This window comes from Bacillus sp. AL-1R, assembly GCF_052180195.1.
Taxonomy (GTDB): Bacteria; Bacillota; Bacilli; order Bacillales; family Bacillaceae_G; genus Gottfriedia.
This window is the reverse complement of the sequence record NZ_CP197469.1, coordinates 4,230,247-4,248,978: the sequence shown is the minus strand read 5'-3', so window position 1 is coordinate 4,248,978 and position 18,732 is coordinate 4,230,247. Positions and strand designations below refer to the sequence as shown.

The window sequence follows — 18,732 nt, the reverse complement described above, 5'->3', positions numbered from 1 at the left end:
CATTTTTAAAAATTAATAATAAAGGTCATAAACATGTCAAAAAATGAATAAAAATAATTAAGCACTAAATATCTCAAATCAAAGAGAATTGAGGTGGAGATATGCTTGATGAAGGCCTATTAGTTATTCGACTTGTTTTAGGTATTATTTTATTAGGTCATGGGGTGCAGAAAGTATTTGGTTGGTTTGGTGGTTATGGTATTAAAGGAACTGGACAATGGTTAGAGTCGATTGGAATCAAACCTGGTGCATTTTTTGCTTTTATAACAGGAGTGGCAGAAATCGTAGGTGGATTCTTCGTAGCGGCTGGTGTATATACTGAAATAGGTGCATGGTTGATTATAGTAGTGATGGCAGTAGCAGTAATAAAGGTTCATATAAAGAACGGATTCTGGAATAGTTCAAATGGATTTGAGTTTAATCTATTAATTATTGCAGCTGCAGTTGGGTTATTACTCACTGGTCCAGGATCAATGGTTTTATTTTAAGGGATTGATAGGTTTAAGTCTGGAGGGAGTCTCATGTTTTGAGGCTTCTTTTTTGTTCATCTTTTTTATGAAAAATATTCCTCATTCGTGATACGATAAGGTCAGTAATGATAAGATGGAGGGATCAAGATGGCAGATGCTATTTTTGAACAACTTAGGTTTACAAGAGTTTATACTTTGAAAGTTCTTAGTACTGTTTCAACAGAAGTAGTAGATGTAATTCCAGGAGGATTCAATAATAATATTCTTTGGAATGCAGGTCACGTATTAGGGGCATATGAGCAATTACTTTATGCAAACACTGGTGATACTGGTCAACTTTCAACGGAATTCATTGATTTTTTTAAGGGTGGAACTAAACCAAGTGACTGGCAAGAAGAGCCGCCATCATTTAAGGAAATTATTACATTATTAGAACAGCAAGTTGAACAAATTATTTCTACATATGAAGGACGCTTAGATGAAATCATTCCAAAAGAGATGAAATTAGGTAGTTTTGAAATAAAGACTGTTCGAGACATGATTAGCTTTAACATTTTCCACGAAGGGCTACATGCGGGATTAATAAACGGTTTAAAAAGATCACTTGGCCAATAGAGTTATTTTTACCTTTTGTCCACGCACTAAATCTAGGAGTTTATGCTCTTAGATTTTTTTGTTATAATCATGTTTAACAATTTGTTAATTTGATAGTTTGAAAATTGTGTTAATTCAAAATAAAATATGGCTCTTTCCAATTGATTTTTGTTTTTTAGTTAGCAACAATTATGACGAAAACGGCCCAAAAAACGAGGTTATATATAATGAAGAAAGAAAGTAATTTAATTATTTACGATCTAATTTTGTATTTAGTATTTCCGCTTGTTTTATATAAAGTTTTACAGAACTATTTTAGTGACTATTGGGCGATGCTACTACCGACGATTCCAGGGATTTTATATACTTTATTTCGTTTTTGGTATACTAAACAGTTTAATGTTACTGGTCTTTTTATTATTTCAACATTAACTGTTAGTACTGCCGTTGATTTAATGGCATTAGGTTCTGCAAAAAACTTAATTTTGTACAATGTGTATTATCACTTTGGGGTTGTAGTTGTATTTTTAATTTTATTGGCTTTGAAAAAACCATTACCATATTATTTTATGATTGATATTGCTGCAATACAGGGGCAAGATCGTGAAGAAAGTAAAAAATTATATAAACATCCTTCACTATTTAAAGTGTTTCAGTACTTGTTTGTCGCATGGATTATTAAAGATATAGTATTTGCTGTTGCGCAATGGTGGATGGTAGATACGTATGGATTAAAAGCATACTACTCTCGTACAATTATCTTTACAATTGGTGGATATGTTTTTGGCATAATAATGGCAATTGGCTATGCAATGGTCACGATGAGAGCTCAAAAATTAAAAGGAGACGACTCAGATCAAAATTCCGATGAAATTATCATTTAGTAAAAGTCTTTTAAATAGAATGAATGCCACAAGGAATAAAATCCTTGTGGTTTTTTTATTTCTGATGTTCAATTATCCCCCTAATGAATTTCCTACTTCTTGTAATTCCTGCTCTTCTCTTAATCTTGCATTTAAACTATCAAGTTTTTGTATTCTTTCATTTTCGGGTTCGACATGAATTAATATTTTAGGATCTACTAAAACCTTTTTTATTTCATCTTCTATTTTGTCACATAGTAAATGAGCCTCTTCAATGCTCATGTGTGATGGTAATACTAAATGGAAATCGATATGCTCCTGTGCACCTGAACGCCTTGTACGTAAGTCATGGTATTCGATAAATTGGGATTTAAAAGAATTTAGTACATTTTCGATTTGTTTTAACTCATCTGTGGAAAGTCCTGTATCAAGTAGTGGGGTAAATGACTTACGTCCAAGTTCGATCGATTCCTTCATTATATAAATTGCGATTCCGATTCCGATCAATGCGTCGAGAAACTCCCAACCAGTAAGACTGACTAAAATTAAACTGACTGCTACTCCGATTGATGAATAAACATCCGTTAATAAATGCAAAGCGTTTGATTGCATTGCTACAGAATGAGTATCATTTCCTACTTTTTGAACGATTTTTCCTACTCTCCAATTGATTAACGCTCCAATTAACATGACGACTACACCGATTATTGGCATTTTAATTGAGGTAGGATGAAGTAGCTTTTCAACAGATTCAATGATAATCCAAATACCAGCTACAAATATTAAGATTGTTTCAACCGTACCTGAAATATTTTCAAACTTACCATGACCATAAGGATGCTCCTTATCTGGGGGTCTGTTTGAAATTCTTACTGAAAAAAATGCAATGACTGAAGCAACTAGATCCAATAAAGAATGAATTGCTTCAGAGATAATTGCTACGGAACCAGTAAAAATCCCGACTATTAATTTTAATATAACGATGAATGTGTTACTACAGATTGAAAGTACTGCTATTTTGCTTGAACGCAATCTATTCACCCCTGTCCAATTTTTTCTACTTAAGTTAAGAGTTTTGTAATAAGGCAACAAAAAAGAAAAACCACTAACAGTTTGTTAGTGGTTTGTTTTTTTAAAAGTTAAATTATATATTTTGAAATGATTTTTCATTTTTGAATCACCTTTTCTCTAGCATCAAACATATTCTATATTATAAATGCTATTTTTGGAAAGATAAAAATGTGTGTGAAAGTGAATATAAATCGACAAGTATTTTAAAAATGGTTTGACATCTATTTTTAGACTGTGTTATACATAGACTAATATAAAAAATAACAGTCTATTCGTAGAGGTTGCATTGTATATGAGTATCATTTTAGAGAACTGTGGGTTTGTTGACGAAATGAGAAAGGATCCTATGCCGAAGAAATAAATTGCCACACATTTTATTTCTGGGACTACATTTAATAAATGTAGTACTGTCACATGTGTTTGTGAAGAGCTATTGAAGAGATGTGATTGGCTAAGTCCTTTTTTAAAAGCGATGGGCACATGAACATATCCTTCATGTGTCTTTTTTAATACACTAATACATTGAAGGAAGCTTCTTAGAATGATCTTACATTTGACTTGAAGGGAGAATACGGATGTATTTACATGGTAATAGTCGAATTAATAATGAAGGACATTTAGAAATTGGAGGTTGTGATACTGTAGATTTAGTAAAAAATTACGGTACGCCTCTATACATTTATGACGAAGCGTTAATTGAATCAAAATGTAGGGAATTCCATGAAGCTTTAAGAAAAACTGGAATGAAATATCAAGTTGCATATGCGAGTAAAGCGTTCCTATGTGTTGAACAAGCCCGCTTAATAGAAAGAGAAGGCCTATGTTTAGACGTTGTTTCTGGTGGAGAGTTATATACAGCTCTGCAAGCAGGTTATCCAGCTGAGAAAATTCACTTTCACGGAAACAACAAAACAATTGAAGAAATTGAAGAAGCTTTAAATGCAAAAATCGGTTGTTTTGTAGTCGATAATTTCTTTGAGTTAGAAGTATTACAGGCATTAGCTGAACAACGTAATGAAGAAGTTTCGATATTATTACGTGTTACGCCAGGCGTTGAAGCACATACACATGAATATGTAATGACCGGCCAAGAAGACTCTAAATTTGGATTTGATATTATGTCTGGTCAAGCGAATGAAGCAGTGGAAGTTTCATTAAATTCAAATAACCTAAAATTATTAGGGGTACATTCACATATTGGATCTCAAATTTTCGAACCAGATGGTTTTGTTCATGCAATTAATGTATTAATGAGCTTTTTAAATGGAATTAAAAATGATTTAGGTTTTACAGCTGAAATATTAAATGTAGGTGGAGGCTTTGGTATTCGATATACTTCAGAAGATGAGCCTTTAGCTATTTCTAACCATATAGAAAAAATTACAACGATTATTAAACAACAATGTGAAGAGCTAGACTACAAATTACCAGAATTATGGTTAGAACCTGGACGTAGTATTGTTGGTGAAGCTGGAACAACACTTTATACGATTGGTTCTACAAAAACTCTTCCTTCAATTCGTAAATATGTATCTGTTGATGGGGGAATGACTGATAACATCCGTCCTGCACTATATGGATCAAAATACGAAGCGATGCTTGCAAATCGAGCAAATGATGTGAATAAAGAAGTTGTATCAATTGCTGGTAAATGCTGTGAAAGTGGCGATATGCTAATTTGGGATTGTAACTTACCAGTTGTAGAAAATAATGATATATTAGCTGTATCTTGCACTGGTGCTTATGGCTATTCAATGGCTAATAATTATAACCGTATCCGCCGCCCAGCTGTAGTATTTGTTAAAGATGGTGTTTCAAGAGAGGTAGTTCGTCGAGAAACATATGAAGATTTAGTTAGAAACGATAGAGTGTACATCGAAAACTCTAGTAGATAATTAACGGTTTTGTAATAGTTGTTTCAATTACTGACACTTCTATAAAGATAGAAGTGTTTTGTTTCGTTTTCTTTAATAGTAGATGATAATTTATCGACATATAAAGACATATTTATCATTTATATTACAATATTGTAACAATTGCGACTCTCTTCGGGAATCTATGGTATAAATATGTACGTAGATTAGCGAGAGGAGAACGCTGAAATGTTAAGAAAAAAACTAGCAGTGCTGGCAATGGCAAGTACAATAGTATTATCATTAGCGCCAAATGCTTCAGTTTTAGCTGATAGCAAAGTAGAAAAAAAGCAAGCTGAAGTAGATAAGTTCCAATCACAATTTAAAGAATTAAGCAACGAGATAGCGAAAATAGATAATCAAATTAAAACAACTAAGCAAAACATAGAAGCAAAAAAAGCAGAAATTTCTGAAACAGAAGAAGTTATTAAAGATAAAAATGCAAGAATTACATATTTACAAGACAGAATTCAAAAACGTAACGATTTATTAGAGGATCGTTTAGTTGCTATGCAAAAGCAACCGAAAGTTAATCTAGTAACTGATGTTTTATTTGATTCAGATTCAATCGTAGATTTCTTTAATCGAGTAAATTCAATTTCAACACTTTTTGAAGCTGATCAAAATATCATTAAAGAACAAAAGTCTGAACAAGCAGAAGTAGAAAAAGAAAAAAGACTTGTTGATGAAAAGAAACAATCTTTAGTAAAAGCAAAAGAAGATTTAGTTGCTCAACAAAGTGAGCTTTCTAAATCACAAGCAGAAAAACAAAAATCATTAAATACTGCTGAAGCTAACTTAAAGCTGGCTGTTAAAGAACTAGAGAATGCAAAAGAAGATGAGAGAGTTCAACGTCTTCAACGTATTGAGCAACAATCTCTTGAACTAGCTGCTTTATCTAGTGATGATGATGAAGATGACAGCGTTAGCACTACAGCTACTAAATCTAGTTCAAATTCTGATTCGAAACCAAGTACAAAATCTACTAGTAAAAAACCAGATTCAAAACCTACTACAAGTTCAAATAATGATGGTCCAGCAGCAACTGGAAACTCAATTGTAGATTACGCTTTAAAATACCAAGGTGTACCTTATGTATTTGGCGGAACGTCTCCAAGCGGTTTTGATTGCAGTGGTTTCATCTGGTATGTATATTCACATAATGGATACGGCATCTCTCGTGGAAATGTAAAAACATATTGGAGCAATGCTACAAGAATCAGCTCTCCACAACCTGGTGACCTAGTATTCTTACAAAATACTTATATTAATGGTCCATCACATATGGGTATCTATATTGGTGGAAATAAAATGGTTCATGCTGGAAGTAAAGGAATCAGCGTAATCAGCTTAAGTAATAGCTGGGTTCGTTCTCACTTCTTAGGCTATGGAAAATTCTAATAGTTTATTAACCTCGTATTATAATTAGTATGGTACGAGGTTTTTTATATTGTCTTACGGAAAAATTAAAAAGGTATAAGCTTTAGCTTATACCTTTTTGATTTGAAACCTGTTCCTTTAGTAAATCACGTATTTCAATAAGTAAAGCTTCTTCTTTAGTAGGAACAACAGGTTTAGCTTCCTCTACTTCTTTCTTTTTAAATGAAAGTTTATTAATTAAACGAACAAAGAAAAATACTGAGATCGAGATGATAAGGAAGTCGACTACTGTTTGGATGAACATTCCGTATTTGATTTCAGTTTGATTGTATGTGTACATTAAATTCTTGAAATCTACGCCACCAGAGATCAATCCGATTAGAGGCATCATAATATCTCCCACTAATGAAGATACAATCTTACCGAAAGCACCACCAATAATTACCCCGACTGCTAAATCAAGCACATTTCCTTTTAAAGCAAACTTTTTAAATTCTTCTAACATTTTATTTCCTCCTGTATAATTATCGTATAAGTTTACATACAAATCTTAATTCTTTCAAGTTAGCAATTACTCTTTTTAAGCAAAAATATTTATACTGGCTTTTAGATATGGTAAATATAATTAATGACAATTTTTAGGAGGGGTATAGGTATGGGCACAGAATTAGCTACATTTGCTGGTGGATGTTTTTGGTGTATGGTAAAACCATTTGATCAACAGGACGGAATTATAAAAGTTGTTTCAGGCTATACAGGTGGGGATAAAGAAAATCCAACATACGAAGAAGTATGCACTCATTTAACGGGTCATTATGAAGCTGTTCAAATTACATTTGATCCAGAAGTCTATCCGTATGAGAAGCTATTGGACTTATTTTGGCAACAAATTGACCCGACAGATGAAGGTGGGCAATTTAATGATCGAGGTAGTTCATACAAAACGGCAATTTTTTATCATAATGAAAATCAAAAAGAACAAGCTCTAGCTTCAAAAGATAAACTAGAGAAAAGTGGTGTTTTCAAGAAACCAATTGTAACTGAAATTTTACCTGCAAAACCATTTTATGAAGCAGAAGAATATCATCAGCATTATTATAAAAAGCACCCAGTTCGTTACCAGCTTTACTTTAAAGGGTCTGGTCGTCAAAAATTTATAAAGGAACACTGGAAAACGGGCCAAGAGGAGTTAAAGAAAAAACTTACACCAATTCAGTATGCTGTTACGCAGGAAGATGCAACTGAACCACCATTTAGAAATGAGTTCTGGAATCATAAAGAAAAAGGAATTTATGTTGATATTGTATCAGGACTCCCTTTGTTTAGTTCATTAGACAAGTTTGATTCAGGTTGTGGATGGCCAAGTTTTACAAAACCGATTTTAAAAGGTGAAATTGAAGAGAAGAAGGACTATAGCCATGGGATGTTGCGTATTGAAGTGAGAAGTGCGGAAGCTGACTCACATCTTGGGCATGTTTTTGATGATGGACCAGGACCTGATGGCCTTCGCTACTGCATAAACTCTGCAGCTTTAAGATTTGTCCCATATGAAAAAATGGATGAAGAGGGTTATGGTAATTATAAGAGTATCTTTCTTAAATAGTCTCTAAGGATATTTTTCATCTAATTGAAATAATTAAAATTAAACCGAGATGTTTATTCGTCTCGGTTTTTTTATTTGCTTATTAGTAGGGGGTATTTATCTAACATCAACATAAGTTATAAAATATTGTCCTAAATATTTCTAAAAAGTTTTCTGAAAATATTTACAATTGAGAAATAAGTGTGTTAATATAAAAGTGTCACAAAGTTGTCACAAATTGGGTATTGCAATTCGCAAAAAAGCCGAAACGGGAGGTTAATCATTATGAAGCGCACTGATTATGAAATCGTTGAAACATATACTCAATATTCTGGTATTGCCTTTTTTATTGGTCTTATTCTTTTTTTACTATATTTCACTGGAAGCGGTTTCTTACATACTGGCGTTAGCCTAACAGTGAGCATAGTATTGATGGGCTCTTGTTCAACCTTATTTCTATTAGGTACTTTTTTGGGATTGATGTTTTCAGTCTCTACTAAAGAACAAGTTTAAAAGTTAAAAAAAGAGTGGGTGTTCAATTGGCAAAAAGTCAATTTGAACGCCCTTTTGTTTTGTGTAACATATTTTACCAGAACTGTGTATAAAGTAATCTGTAACTTAAAATTCTTCCGATACGATTTAAATAAGGAAGTTTTGATGCACTAGGAGGTGTCGCTTAGGATGAATTTTTATAAAAAGTTAAAAGGTATGGATCGTAATGTGTGGATTCGAGTGATAGGAGAAACAATTACGAGTAGTGCGATGATGATGCTTATGCCATTTTTTGCTCTCTATCTAGAAGGAAAAGTTGATTCAATGCTAAAGGTTGGATTTATTATGTCAATTTCACCTATCGCATCGTTATTTGGTTCGATGGTAGGTGGTAGACTCGCTGATTTATATGGTCGAAAACGTATGATGGTTTTTTCGACCCTTGGAACATCGCTTATTTTAGTATCCTTTGCTTTAGTAGAAGGCTATATGGCATTTTTAATTTTATCGATTTTACTAGGTATTAGTAACTCATTCTTTAGTCCAGCAGCTTCTGCAATGGTGGCTGATGTAACTGAACCAGAAGAAAGAACTGAAGCGTATGGATTATTAAGGGTTGGAAGTAATGTAGGTACTGTGGTCGGTCCGTTATTAGGAAGTTCGGTTGTTTACTTTTCTAAGGATAGTTTATTTTATATTGCAGCAATCACTTTAGGACTTTATAGCATTGCGCAATTAATTCTATTAAAAGAAACACTTCCTGTAGATAAAAATGTTAAAGAAAAGAAAGAAGAAACAAAAATACCTTTTAAACAAGTTATGAAAATCATTAGTTCAGATAAATTATTACTTTTTTACGTAGCAACAGGTGTGATTATTTCAATGGGTTTCTCACAAATTGAGGGGATGCTACCTCTTTATTTTAAACAAAGCTTTCAATCGCATTTTGGTGTGTGGAATCCTTATCCATTTTTAATGTCGCTAAATGGATTGTTAGTTGTTCTTTTGCAATTTCCAATTTCAAGTTATTTATCGAATCGTTCAATTGGAAAAACGATGTTTTATGGAACAATCTTATTTGGCTTAGGCATTTTATCAATCGGTTTTGCACCTCCATTATTCATATCAATAGGATTAGGGAAATGGATGATTCTTTTTTTCTTAGCAATGATCTTCATATACTACACATTTGGGGAAATGGTCATGTCGCCAGTTCAAATGACATTTGTGGCAAATATTGCACCTGAAGATTTAAGAGCGACCTATATGGCGGTTGGTAGCATGAAATGGACGATAGGTGGATTTCTTGGACCTTTACTTGGGGGCTTTTTATTCGATTTAAAATTAGGGATATGGCTATTTATCATTCTAGGAACAGGAGTTGTACTTTCAGGTATAATGTATCGCTCGCTTGATGAAAAAGTAGCAATCAGAGAAAATCAACAGGGTATCGCGCAATAGTTCCAAAGGCACTCACTTTGATTGCTTAGTCAAAGGAACAGTGCTTTTTACTCTAATAGACAAAGTATAGTTCAAGTAGAGCTATGCTTTTTTTTAGTTGTAATGAAATCACAAAACAGATATCATTGCATATGTTGTAAAGAAATATAGGTTTCTACCCATAAAAGCTTATACACATTTGTATAAAGTGGTACAATAGGGAGAGCAAAAAATAGTAGGGGGAACATCATGAAGATTAAGTTAGGATTATTATATGGCGGTAAATCTGCGGAACACAAAGTATCATTACAAACAGCTTTTGCCGTTATTTCTGCTTTAGATCACACAAAATTTGATGTGTATCCAATTTATATAACAGAACAAGGCGAATGGTTACAAGGGAAACAAATTGAGGGGAAAGTAGAAAGTGTTGCAGCTTTAAAATTCTCAAATGAAGATCAACATGTAAATGAAATCGCTCCTGTTGCGTTAACTTCATCAATTATTCCTGCTGCTTCAAATCAAGATTCAACTGGCCCAGTTGATGTTATTTTCCCATTATTACATGGACCAAATGGTGAAGATGGAACAGTTCAAGGTTTACTTGAGCTATTAAATATTCCTTATGTAGGAAATGGTGTATTAGCTTCAGCGGCTGGGATGGATAAAGTAATTATGAAAAACTTGTTTGCTCAAGCTGGAATTCCTCAAGCTAAATATGTACATTTCTTAAAATCAGAGTGGAAATCAAATGCAGAATCCTGCTATGTAATGGTTGAGAAAGAATTAGGTTATCCTGTATTTGTTAAACCTGCAAACTTAGGTTCAAGCGTTGGTATTACAAAAGCTAAGAATCGTGAAGCACTAATAGCTTCGTTTGAAGAAGCATTCCAATTTGACCGTAAAATCATCATTGAAGAAAACATTGTTGGACGTGAAATTGAAATTGCTGTATTAGGTAATGATCAAGTTAAATGTTCTGTTGTTGGCGAAATCAAACCGTCAGTTGAATTCTATGATTATACTGCAAAATATGAGAGTGGCGACACTGGTTTAATTATCCCAGCTCCTGTAGAAACAGAAACATATGAAAAAATTAAGCATTATGCAGAACTTGCTTTCAAAGCAATCGATGGCTCAGGCTTAACTCGTGCTGATTTCTTTGTAACTGAAGATGGTGGCGTATTAATGAATGAAGTTAATACAATGCCTGGATTCACTCCGTTCAGTATGTATCCTCAATTATGGCAGGCAACTGGATTAACATATCCAAAATTAATTGAAAAATTAATAGACCTAGCAATTGAACGTTACGAGCAAAAACAACAAATTAAATATAATATTTAACAATTGAAAACACTATTCATGATTGAATAGTGTTTTCATGTGAATAAAAGAAAAATGGTTAGAAGAGGAGTTGGTGACAATGTCAATCATACGTACTTTATCTCAAATTGTTAATATGATCCCTGGTAGCCAATTACAAGGTGAAGATTTAACAATCAAAGGAGTTTCAACAGACTCTCGTGTAGATTTAAATGGGAAATTATTTATACCGCTAATCGGTGAAAAATTCGATGCACATCAATTTTTACCTCAAGCAATTGAAAATGGTGCAAGCGCAGTACTTTGTTCTAGAAAGTTTTCAAATATACCAACAAACACGTCTGTCATCTTAGTTGACGATACGTTAGAAGCTTTACAGAAACTATCTAAATCATATTTACGTGAGTGGAATGGAAAAATAGTTGGTATTACAGGAAGTAATGGGAAAACATCGACAAAAGACATTTTAACTAGCATTCTTTCAGCAAAATATAAAGTACATAAAACACAAGGGAACTTTAATAATCATATCGGACTTCCGTTAACAGTATTAGCGATGGAAGAAGATACAGAGGTCGCTGTCTTAGAAATGGGTATGAGCAATTTTGGAGAAATTGAATTTCTATCTAATTTAGCTGAGCCTGATGCAGCAATCATTACAAACATCGGTGAGTCTCATATGCAGGAACTAGGCTCAAGAGCTGGTATCGCAAAGGCGAAGCTTGAGATCGCTAGCGGGCTATCTAAAAATGGATTACTTGTCATTAATGGTGATGAACCACTATTAATCGAAGGTACAAAAGACAAAAATTTAATCTATACAATTGAAACTTTTGGTTTTAGTGAAAGTAATGATGTTTATCCAACATTTATTGAAATGAATGAATCTGGTAGTGAATTTGAAATAAATAAAGCTAAGGATGTCCGTTTCAAATTGGGCGTACTAGGCAAACATAATATTAGTAATACATTAGCAGCTATTGCAGTTGCGAGAAAGTTTTCGTTAACATGGGATGAAATTAGTTCGGGTATGCAGAATTTAGAAATGACTAAAATGCGCATGGAACTATTAAAGAATGAAAATGGAATAACAATTATTAATGATGCCTATAATGCAAGTGTTACATCTATGAAAGCGGCTCTTTTATTTGCTTCAGAACTAAAGGGTTATCATCGAAAATTTGTTGTATTTGGCGACATGTTAGAATTAGGTGATCAAGAAATTGCTTTTCACGAAGAAATTGGAGAAGAAGTTGTAAATCTTCATTTCGATTTTCTTTATACTTTTGGACCATTAAGTAAATTTGCAGCAACGTCAGCTTTTGAAAAAATGGACTCTTCAAGAGTAAAAAGCTTCGAAGATAAAAATAAGTTAATTGAAGATTTATTACAACAAGTTCAACCAAATGACCTAGTATTAGTTAAAGCTTCTAGGGGAATGAAATTAGAAGAAGTAGTAAATGCGTTAGTAAATCAGGGGTAATCATATAATCTAGGGAGTTGAAAACAAGGGAAATAGGAATAAAGATTCTCCTTATTCCCTTAGTTTTGCTCTTTGTTTGTTGCGTCCCTGAAATATACGAAGTGAAAACTTTATACGCGTAATTTAACATATGAAAACTGTTCGTAATAAAAGGGGTTAAGAAGGCTCTAAATATGATTTTATGGCGAATTTAACGTTAATAAAAGGGCAAAATATTGACTGGAAACCAAATTGTTAGAATATAACTTCATTTGCTTTTTAGTTAGAATGTCCGTATAATGGGTAGATATTGTTTCCTTTTCATGATACTTCGGACTATTGTTTTCCACTAAAAACGAACCTTCCATATGAACAGTCACGAAACATATAATTTTTTAAATTTTTATAGATCAATTGAGATACAAAGGAGATTAACCAAATTGACAACATTTCAAGAATTAGGATTAAGTAGTAAGATCCTGTTTGCGATTGAAAAATTAGGCTTCGAGGAAGCTACTCCAATTCAAGCGCAGACTATTCCATTAGCAAAACAAGGCCATGATGTAATTGGTCAAGCGCAAACTGGTACTGGTAAAACTGCCGCTTTTGGTATTCCATTACTAGAAAAAATTGATGTAGATAGTAACGATGTTCAAGGACTTGTTATCGCACCTACACGTGAGTTAGCTATTCAAGTTGGTGAAGAATTACACAAAATTGGTATGAATAAAGGTGTAAAAATCCTTCCAATATACGGTGGACAAGATATTAATCGTCAAATGCGTTCATTAAAAAAATTCCCACATATTATTGTTGGAACTCCTGGTCGTATTCAAGACCATATTAACCGCCGTACAATTCGCCTAAACAATGTAAATACAGTTGTTTTAGATGAAGCAGATGAAATGTTAAACATGGGATTCATTGAAGATATTGAAGCAATCCTAAAAGAAGTTCCAGAAAATAAACAAACACTTCTTTTCTCTGCAACAATGCCTGACCCAATTCGTCGTATTGCAGAAACTTTCATGACAAATCCACAAATCGTTAAAGTAAAAGCAAAAGAAGTTACAATGCCAAACATTGAACAACATTTTATTGAAGTTCAAGAAAAGAAAAAGTTTGACGTTTTAACACGTTTATTAGATATTCAAACACCAGAATTAGCTATTATTTTCGGTCGTACAAAACGTCGTGTTGATGAATTATCTGAAGCATTAAATCTACGTGGTTATGCTGCTGAAGGTATTCATGGTGATTTATCACAAGCAAAGCGTGAACAAGTACTTCGTAAATTCAAAAATGGTTCAATCGACGTATTAGTAGCAACAGATGTAGCTGCTCGTGGATTAGATATTTCTGGCGTTACACATGTATATAACTTTGATATTCCTCAAGATCCTGAAAGCTATGTACACCGTATCGGTCGTACAGGTCGTGCAGGTAAATCAGGTATTGCAATGTTATTCATCACTCCACGTGAGTTCGGTCAATTAAAAAATATTGAGCGTACAACAAAAAAACGTATGGAGCGTATGACTGCACCGACATTAGATGAAGCAATTGAAAGCCAACAACGCATTATTGCTGAAAAATTAGCTTCAACTATGGAAAGTGATAACTTAGCGTTCTACAAACGTATTGCTGAAGAATTACTAGAAGAGCATGATTCAGTAAACGTAGTAGCTGCTGCATTAAAAATGTTAACAAAAGAACCAAATGAAACTCCAATTCGCCTAACTGATGAGCCACCTATGGTTTCAAAACGTGATCGTGGCGGACGTGGTGGAAACGGCGGCGGTTACCGTCGTGGTGAAAACAGACGTGGCGGTGGCGAAGGCCGTCGTGGAGATGGACGTCGCGGTGATGGACGTCGTGGAGATCGCGACAACCGCGGAGGAAACTTCCGTAACAAACGTAGTGAAGGTTCTCGCGATGGTAATCGTGGCGGACAACGTAGACATCAAGATAGCAACAAATAAGATAATTCAAGGTACATGGAATAATAATCCATGTACCTTTTTTAATGCAAACTGTGTGAATTTTGACAGATTCCATACACTAACTAAAAACGTATGAGAGTTGGAATAAATATGTTGGTTAGACTTGGATATGTCGCAATGAGTATGAATTTACAAAACGCCTCTCCCTCAAAGACAATGACGGTTGCTCAATTTTTAAAACAAAAAGATAAAGATGCGGCTATTCGTAAGCTAGAGCAAATTGCTAATACAAATATTAATAACTCCTTAAGACTACTTAAGCACAATAAGGCACATGATATATCTTTTTTTCGCCTAAGTAGTAAATTAATTCCATTAGTTAACCATGAAGAAGTAGCGGATTGGAATTACATAAAGCCTTTAAAGGAAAGTTTACTTGAGTTGGGTAAATTTGCGATTGCAAATGAAATGAGGATTGATTTTCATCCGGATCATTTCGTAATCTTAAATTCAACTGATGAAGAGTTATTAAAATCATCTGTAAAAACCTTAAAAATGCATTATCAGCTTTTAAAAGCGATGAAGATTAATACAGAACAACGATGTGTACTCCATATTGGTGGAGGGTATGATGATAAGGAAAAATCACTGGAACAATTAATAGAGAATTTTAGCCTTGTTCCAGCGCAAATTCAAAAAATGCTAATGTTTGAAAATGATGATACAACCTTTACGTTTGATGAAACATTATTTGCCTGTGAAAAATTAGGAGTTCCACTTGTATTTGACTATCATCATCATCTAGTTAATCATACGAATGATGACTGGATAAAAAATTGGAGTTATGCGGTCGATACTTGGAAAGCTTCGAGCTTACCGATGAAAATGCATATATCTAGTCCTAGAGATGAGAAAGACAAACGAGCTCATGCTGATTTTGTCGACCCTAACATGTTTATAACATTTTTAAATGATATTTATGGCTCGGTTAGGCAAATTGATTGTATGATTGAAGCAAAACAAAAAGATAATGCACTATTTCAATTAATGGATGATTTGAAAGCTCATCCGTCTATTGAGATTATTAATGATTCAAGCTTTTATTTTAAACCGTAGTACTTGAAAGTTAGGGTGAGGAAAATATGATCGTAGGTATTGGATTAGATTTAGTAGAAATTGAACGAATGAAAGAAATAATAAGCTCACAGCCAAGGTTTGCGAAAAGAATTTTAACAGAAGCAGAATATGAAATATACGAAAACCTATCAGAACGAAGAAAACTAGAATTTTTATCAGGAAGATTCGCCGCAAAAGAAGCTTGTTCTAAAGCTTTTGGTACCGGTATTGGGAAGGAATTAGGGTTTCATGATATTGAAATCTTAAATGATGAAAAAGGTAAGCCTGTTTTAACCGTTGATTTGCCGTTTATACCGTTTTTATCAATTACGCATACTGAACATTACGCGGCTGCTCAAGTTGTCTTACAGCAGGTATAACACACTTTTAAAAGTCACTCGTTTGAGTGGCTTTACTTTTTTGTACCGACCAAATTGCTAATTTTAAGGATTTTTAATATAAGTACCTGCACCATTGTCCTCACTTACAGCCCTCTGCAATCATAAAATCTTCTTAAATTTTTTAATTTAGCTTGTCATGCTAGTCTGCATATTTTAAAGCTTGACCTCATATAGTTCTATGAGGATATGAGAAGCAAGGTTGCAACGTGCATGAATAAATCTAGATTTTACTTCTAAGCTACTCGCGCACATTTATTCATAAGCCTTTGCATAAAATTCTCTTTTTTACAATTTAAGAGGAATAAAGGAGCTGGGGAGATGAAGAAAAAGCTTGTAGCGATGCTTTTGACAATCATGTTAGTACTATCATTAGCTGCATGTGGCAAGAAATCGAAAGATGATGTAGTAGGTTCTCTTAGTGATCAGATGGAGAAAATGAATGGTTATAAGGCTGATGCAACTTTAACAATTAACAACGGTAATGATCCTCAAAAGTATGAGGTAGTCATTTGGCATAAAAAGCCTTCTTTCTACCGAGTGCAATTAAAAAATGCAAAGAGTGATCAAAACCAAATTATTTTAAGAAACAAAGAAGGTGTGTTTGTTTTAACGCCAGCATTAAATAAAAGCTATCGCTTCCAGAGTGATTGGCCATCAAACAGCAGTCAGCCATATTTACCGGAATCCTTGGTTAATGACTTATTACAAGATAAGAATGCAACGTTTAAAACGACTAAAAAAGGATACGTATTTGAAACAAAAACAAATTACACAAATAGACAATTGCTCCCAACACAAGAAATTACTTTTAATAAAAAAGGTCTAACACCTGAATCAGTCAAACTACTAGATACAGATAAAAATGTTGTTTTGGATGTTAAGTTCGATAAAGTACAATACAATGCGAAATTTGATAATGATGCCTTTGATGTGAAGAAAAATATGACAAGCGCTCGTTTAAGTGTACCTACTTCTACAAATCCAGAAAATGATCCTGATTTATTAGTGACACTTTACCCGAATTATTTAATGAAGGGCGTTGTGTTAGATGATCAACAAGAAGTAAAAACAGACAATGGTGTTCAGGTTATACTTTCATATAAAGGTGATAAAAAATCATTTACTTTAATTGAGGAAAAAGCACGAATTTCAGAGTCTGGAACAACGATGGAAATCACTGGTGAACCAGTAGATTTAGGCAAAACGGTGGGAGCATTATCAGATAAAATGATCACATGGTCATATGGTGGAACAGATTTTACGATTGTTTCTAAAAACTTAACTCAAAGTGAGCTAATTCAAGTTGCCCAATCAGTCGGAGATACAGGCACAAAATAATATTTTTTTCAAACTTAAAAGGGCGTGATGATGCTTTATCACGCCTTTTTAAATTTTAAATAAACTATATTGTAGTAGTATAATGGTTGACATTTATAGTAAAATAAGCAAATAATTTTACACATATAAAAAAGAGTAATGGGTAAATCGATAAGGAAGTGTATGTCATGACAGAAACATCATTTTATCGCGAAACTTGGGTAGAAGTAGATTTAGATGCAATTGAGGAAAACATTAAAAATATTGTATCGCTTTACCCTAATCATCAAGAAATATATGTAGCTTTAAAAGCGAATGCATATGGACATGGTTACGTTGAAGTAGCGAAACAAGCATTAAAGTCTGGAGCAACAAGATTATTAGTTGCTTTTATTGATGAAGGAATTTTTCTGCGTAATGCGGGAATAGAAGCACCGATTTTAGTGTTAGGAGCAACTAAACCTGAGGATATTAATGTTGCAATAAAGAATAAATTAACTTTAACAGCATATAATGTTGATTGGTTAGAAGGTATTTCTAAAAATATAAAAAGCACAGATGGTACAATGATTCATATTAAATTTGATACTGGGATGGGTAGATTAGGCCTAAAAACAAAATCCGAATGGGAGCAAGCTGCATCAATCATACGAAAAAATCCATCAATTATATTGGAAGGGCTGTTTACACATTTCGCTACTGCTGATGAGTTAAATAGATCCTATTTTAATGAGCAACTAGACAAATTTTATGAATGTATAGAATGGGTTAAGAGCAGTGGGTTCTCTCCGGAGTTAATTCATTGTGCGAATAGTGCAGCGGCCGCATTAGAAACCAACTTATTTAATACTGTACGTGTTGGTATTATCATGTATGGTTTAACGCCATCTTTGGAAATAAAACCAATGCTACCATTTACATTAAAGCCAGCATTATCACTTTATACGAAAATCTCACATATTAAGCAATTACCCGCTAATAGTGGTATAAGTTATGGTGCAACGTATTTTACTTCTGATTCAGAGTGGATTGCGACGTTACCAATCGGGTATGCAGATGGCTGGCTAAGAGATATGCAAGGATTTTCTGTGTTGGTTGAAGGTGAAAAGGCAGAAATCGTCGGTAGAGTTTGTATGGATCAGTGTATGATCAAGCTTTCTAAACATTATCCCGTTGGTACAAAAGTGATTTTAATAGGAGAAAGTAAGGATGGATCAGTAACGGCTGAAGATGTCGCTACACATATGAATACAATCAATTATGAAGTAACATGCCTTATAAATCACAGGGTACCAAGAGTATATAAAAAGAATGGAAATATAAAGTCCATAAGTAATTATCTAGTATCAGATTAATTGTAAT

The 18,732-nt window shown here is 33.6% G+C and carries 17 protein-coding genes, 1 pseudogene and 1 riboswitch; of the genes and pseudogenes, 16 read left to right on the top strand and 2 right to left on the bottom strand.

Going from position 1 to position 18,732, the window contains the following annotated elements; all coding sequences use genetic code 11:
• The first annotated feature begins 101 nt into the window (after window positions 1–101).
• The 3 genes from ACSBO6_RS20210 to ACSBO6_RS20200 all read left to right on the top strand — a co-directional run bounded on the left by ACSBO6_RS20210 (window position 102) and on the right by ACSBO6_RS20200 (window position 1,948).
• Window positions 102–488 carry a DoxX family protein gene (locus ACSBO6_RS20210; RefSeq protein WP_098846268.1) on the top strand — a complete coding sequence of 129 codons (387 nt, stop codon included), beginning with the start codon at window positions 102–104 and terminating at the stop codon, window positions 486–488.
• Window positions 489–617: 129 nt separating this feature from the next.
• Window positions 618–1,085, top strand: coding sequence for a DinB family protein (locus ACSBO6_RS20205; RefSeq protein WP_098846269.1), 468 nt, complete (start codon window positions 618–620; stop codon window positions 1,083–1,085).
• A 206-nt stretch (window positions 1,086–1,291) separates the two neighbouring features.
• Window positions 1,292–1,948, top strand: a complete 657-nt coding sequence (locus tag ACSBO6_RS20200; RefSeq protein ID WP_098846270.1) for a VC0807 family protein — start codon at window positions 1,292–1,294, stop codon at window positions 1,946–1,948.
• 72 nt (window positions 1,949–2,020) lie between these two features.
• Here the strand turns inward: ACSBO6_RS20200 and ACSBO6_RS20195 are convergent, their stop codons facing one another.
• Complete coding sequence (locus ACSBO6_RS20195; protein WP_098846271.1) at window positions 2,021–2,959, bottom strand: cation diffusion facilitator family transporter; 939 nt, start codon at window positions 2,957–2,959, stop codon at window positions 2,021–2,023.
• A 306-nt stretch (window positions 2,960–3,265) separates the two neighbouring features.
• A riboswitch (Lysine riboswitch) is annotated at window positions 3,266–3,439 on the top strand.
• Window positions 3,440–3,573: 134 nt separating this feature from the next.
• On the opposite strand from ACSBO6_RS20195, the gene lysA reads away from it, so the two are divergent.
• Complete coding sequence (gene lysA / locus ACSBO6_RS20190; protein ID WP_098846272.1) at window positions 3,574–4,893, top strand: diaminopimelate decarboxylase; 1,320 nt, start codon at window positions 3,574–3,576, stop codon at window positions 4,891–4,893.
• Between the two features lie 207 nt (window positions 4,894–5,100).
• Complete coding sequence (locus tag ACSBO6_RS20185; RefSeq protein WP_498843934.1) at window positions 5,101–6,312, top strand: C40 family peptidase; 1,212 nt, start codon at window positions 5,101–5,103, stop codon at window positions 6,310–6,312.
• A gap of 82 nt (window positions 6,313–6,394) precedes the next feature.
• Here ACSBO6_RS20185 and mscL read toward each other — a convergent pair whose 3' ends face one another.
• Complete coding sequence (gene mscL / locus ACSBO6_RS20180; protein WP_098846274.1) at window positions 6,395–6,796, bottom strand: large conductance mechanosensitive channel protein MscL; 402 nt, start codon at window positions 6,794–6,796, stop codon at window positions 6,395–6,397.
• Window positions 6,797–6,946: 150 nt separating this feature from the next.
• Between mscL and msrA the strand changes: the two are divergent.
• The 11 genes and pseudogenes from msrA to alr form a co-directional block, all read left to right on the top strand.
• Window positions 6,947–7,462, top strand: a pseudogene (gene msrA / locus ACSBO6_RS20175) (peptide-methionine (S)-S-oxide reductase MsrA); the annotation flags it as partial.
• Window positions 7,448–7,894 carry a peptide-methionine (R)-S-oxide reductase MsrB gene (gene msrB, locus ACSBO6_RS20170; protein WP_483295188.1) on the top strand — a complete coding sequence of 149 codons (447 nt, stop codon included), beginning with the start codon at window positions 7,448–7,450 and terminating at the stop codon, window positions 7,892–7,894. The pseudogene msrA and the gene msrB, both read left to right, overlap by 15 nt.
• A 264-nt stretch (window positions 7,895–8,158) precedes the next feature.
• Window positions 8,159–8,386, top strand: a complete 228-nt coding sequence (locus tag ACSBO6_RS20165) for a hypothetical protein (RefSeq protein WP_098846276.1) — start codon at window positions 8,159–8,161, stop codon at window positions 8,384–8,386.
• Between the two features lie 168 nt (window positions 8,387–8,554).
• Complete coding sequence (locus ACSBO6_RS20160; RefSeq protein ID WP_098846277.1) at window positions 8,555–9,826, top strand: MDR family MFS transporter; 1,272 nt, start codon at window positions 8,555–8,557, stop codon at window positions 9,824–9,826.
• A 225-nt stretch (window positions 9,827–10,051) separates the two neighbouring features.
• Window positions 10,052–11,152, top strand: coding sequence for a D-alanine--D-alanine ligase (locus ACSBO6_RS20155; RefSeq protein ID WP_142339220.1), 1,101 nt, complete (start codon window positions 10,052–10,054; stop codon window positions 11,150–11,152).
• Between the two features lie 79 nt (window positions 11,153–11,231).
• On the top strand, window positions 11,232–12,614 hold the full coding sequence (locus ACSBO6_RS20150) for a UDP-N-acetylmuramoyl-tripeptide--D-alanyl-D-alanine ligase (RefSeq protein ID WP_098846279.1): 1,383 nt from the start codon (window positions 11,232–11,234) through the stop codon (window positions 12,612–12,614).
• Window positions 12,615–13,033: 419 nt separating this feature from the next.
• On the top strand, window positions 13,034–14,575 hold the full coding sequence (gene cshA / locus ACSBO6_RS20145; protein WP_098846280.1) for a degradosome RNA helicase CshA: 1,542 nt from the start codon (window positions 13,034–13,036) through the stop codon (window positions 14,573–14,575).
• A gap of 111 nt (window positions 14,576–14,686) precedes the next feature.
• A complete protein-coding gene (uvsE, locus tag ACSBO6_RS20140; protein ID WP_498843933.1) occupies window positions 14,687–15,652 on the top strand; it encodes a UV DNA damage repair endonuclease UvsE in 966 nt (321 codons plus the stop codon).
• 26 nt (window positions 15,653–15,678) lie between these two features.
• Complete coding sequence (gene acpS / locus ACSBO6_RS20135; RefSeq protein ID WP_097978941.1) at window positions 15,679–16,032, top strand: holo-ACP synthase; 354 nt, start codon at window positions 15,679–15,681, stop codon at window positions 16,030–16,032.
• A 339-nt stretch (window positions 16,033–16,371) separates the two neighbouring features.
• Window positions 16,372–17,391 carry a LolA family protein gene (locus tag ACSBO6_RS20130; protein WP_098846282.1) on the top strand — a complete coding sequence of 340 codons (1,020 nt, stop codon included), beginning with the start codon at window positions 16,372–16,374 and terminating at the stop codon, window positions 17,389–17,391.
• Window positions 17,392–17,558: 167 nt separating this feature from the next.
• A complete protein-coding gene (gene alr, locus ACSBO6_RS20125; protein WP_098846283.1) occupies window positions 17,559–18,725 on the top strand; it encodes an alanine racemase in 1,167 nt (388 codons plus the stop codon).
• Window positions 18,726–18,732 lie beyond the last annotated feature (7 nt).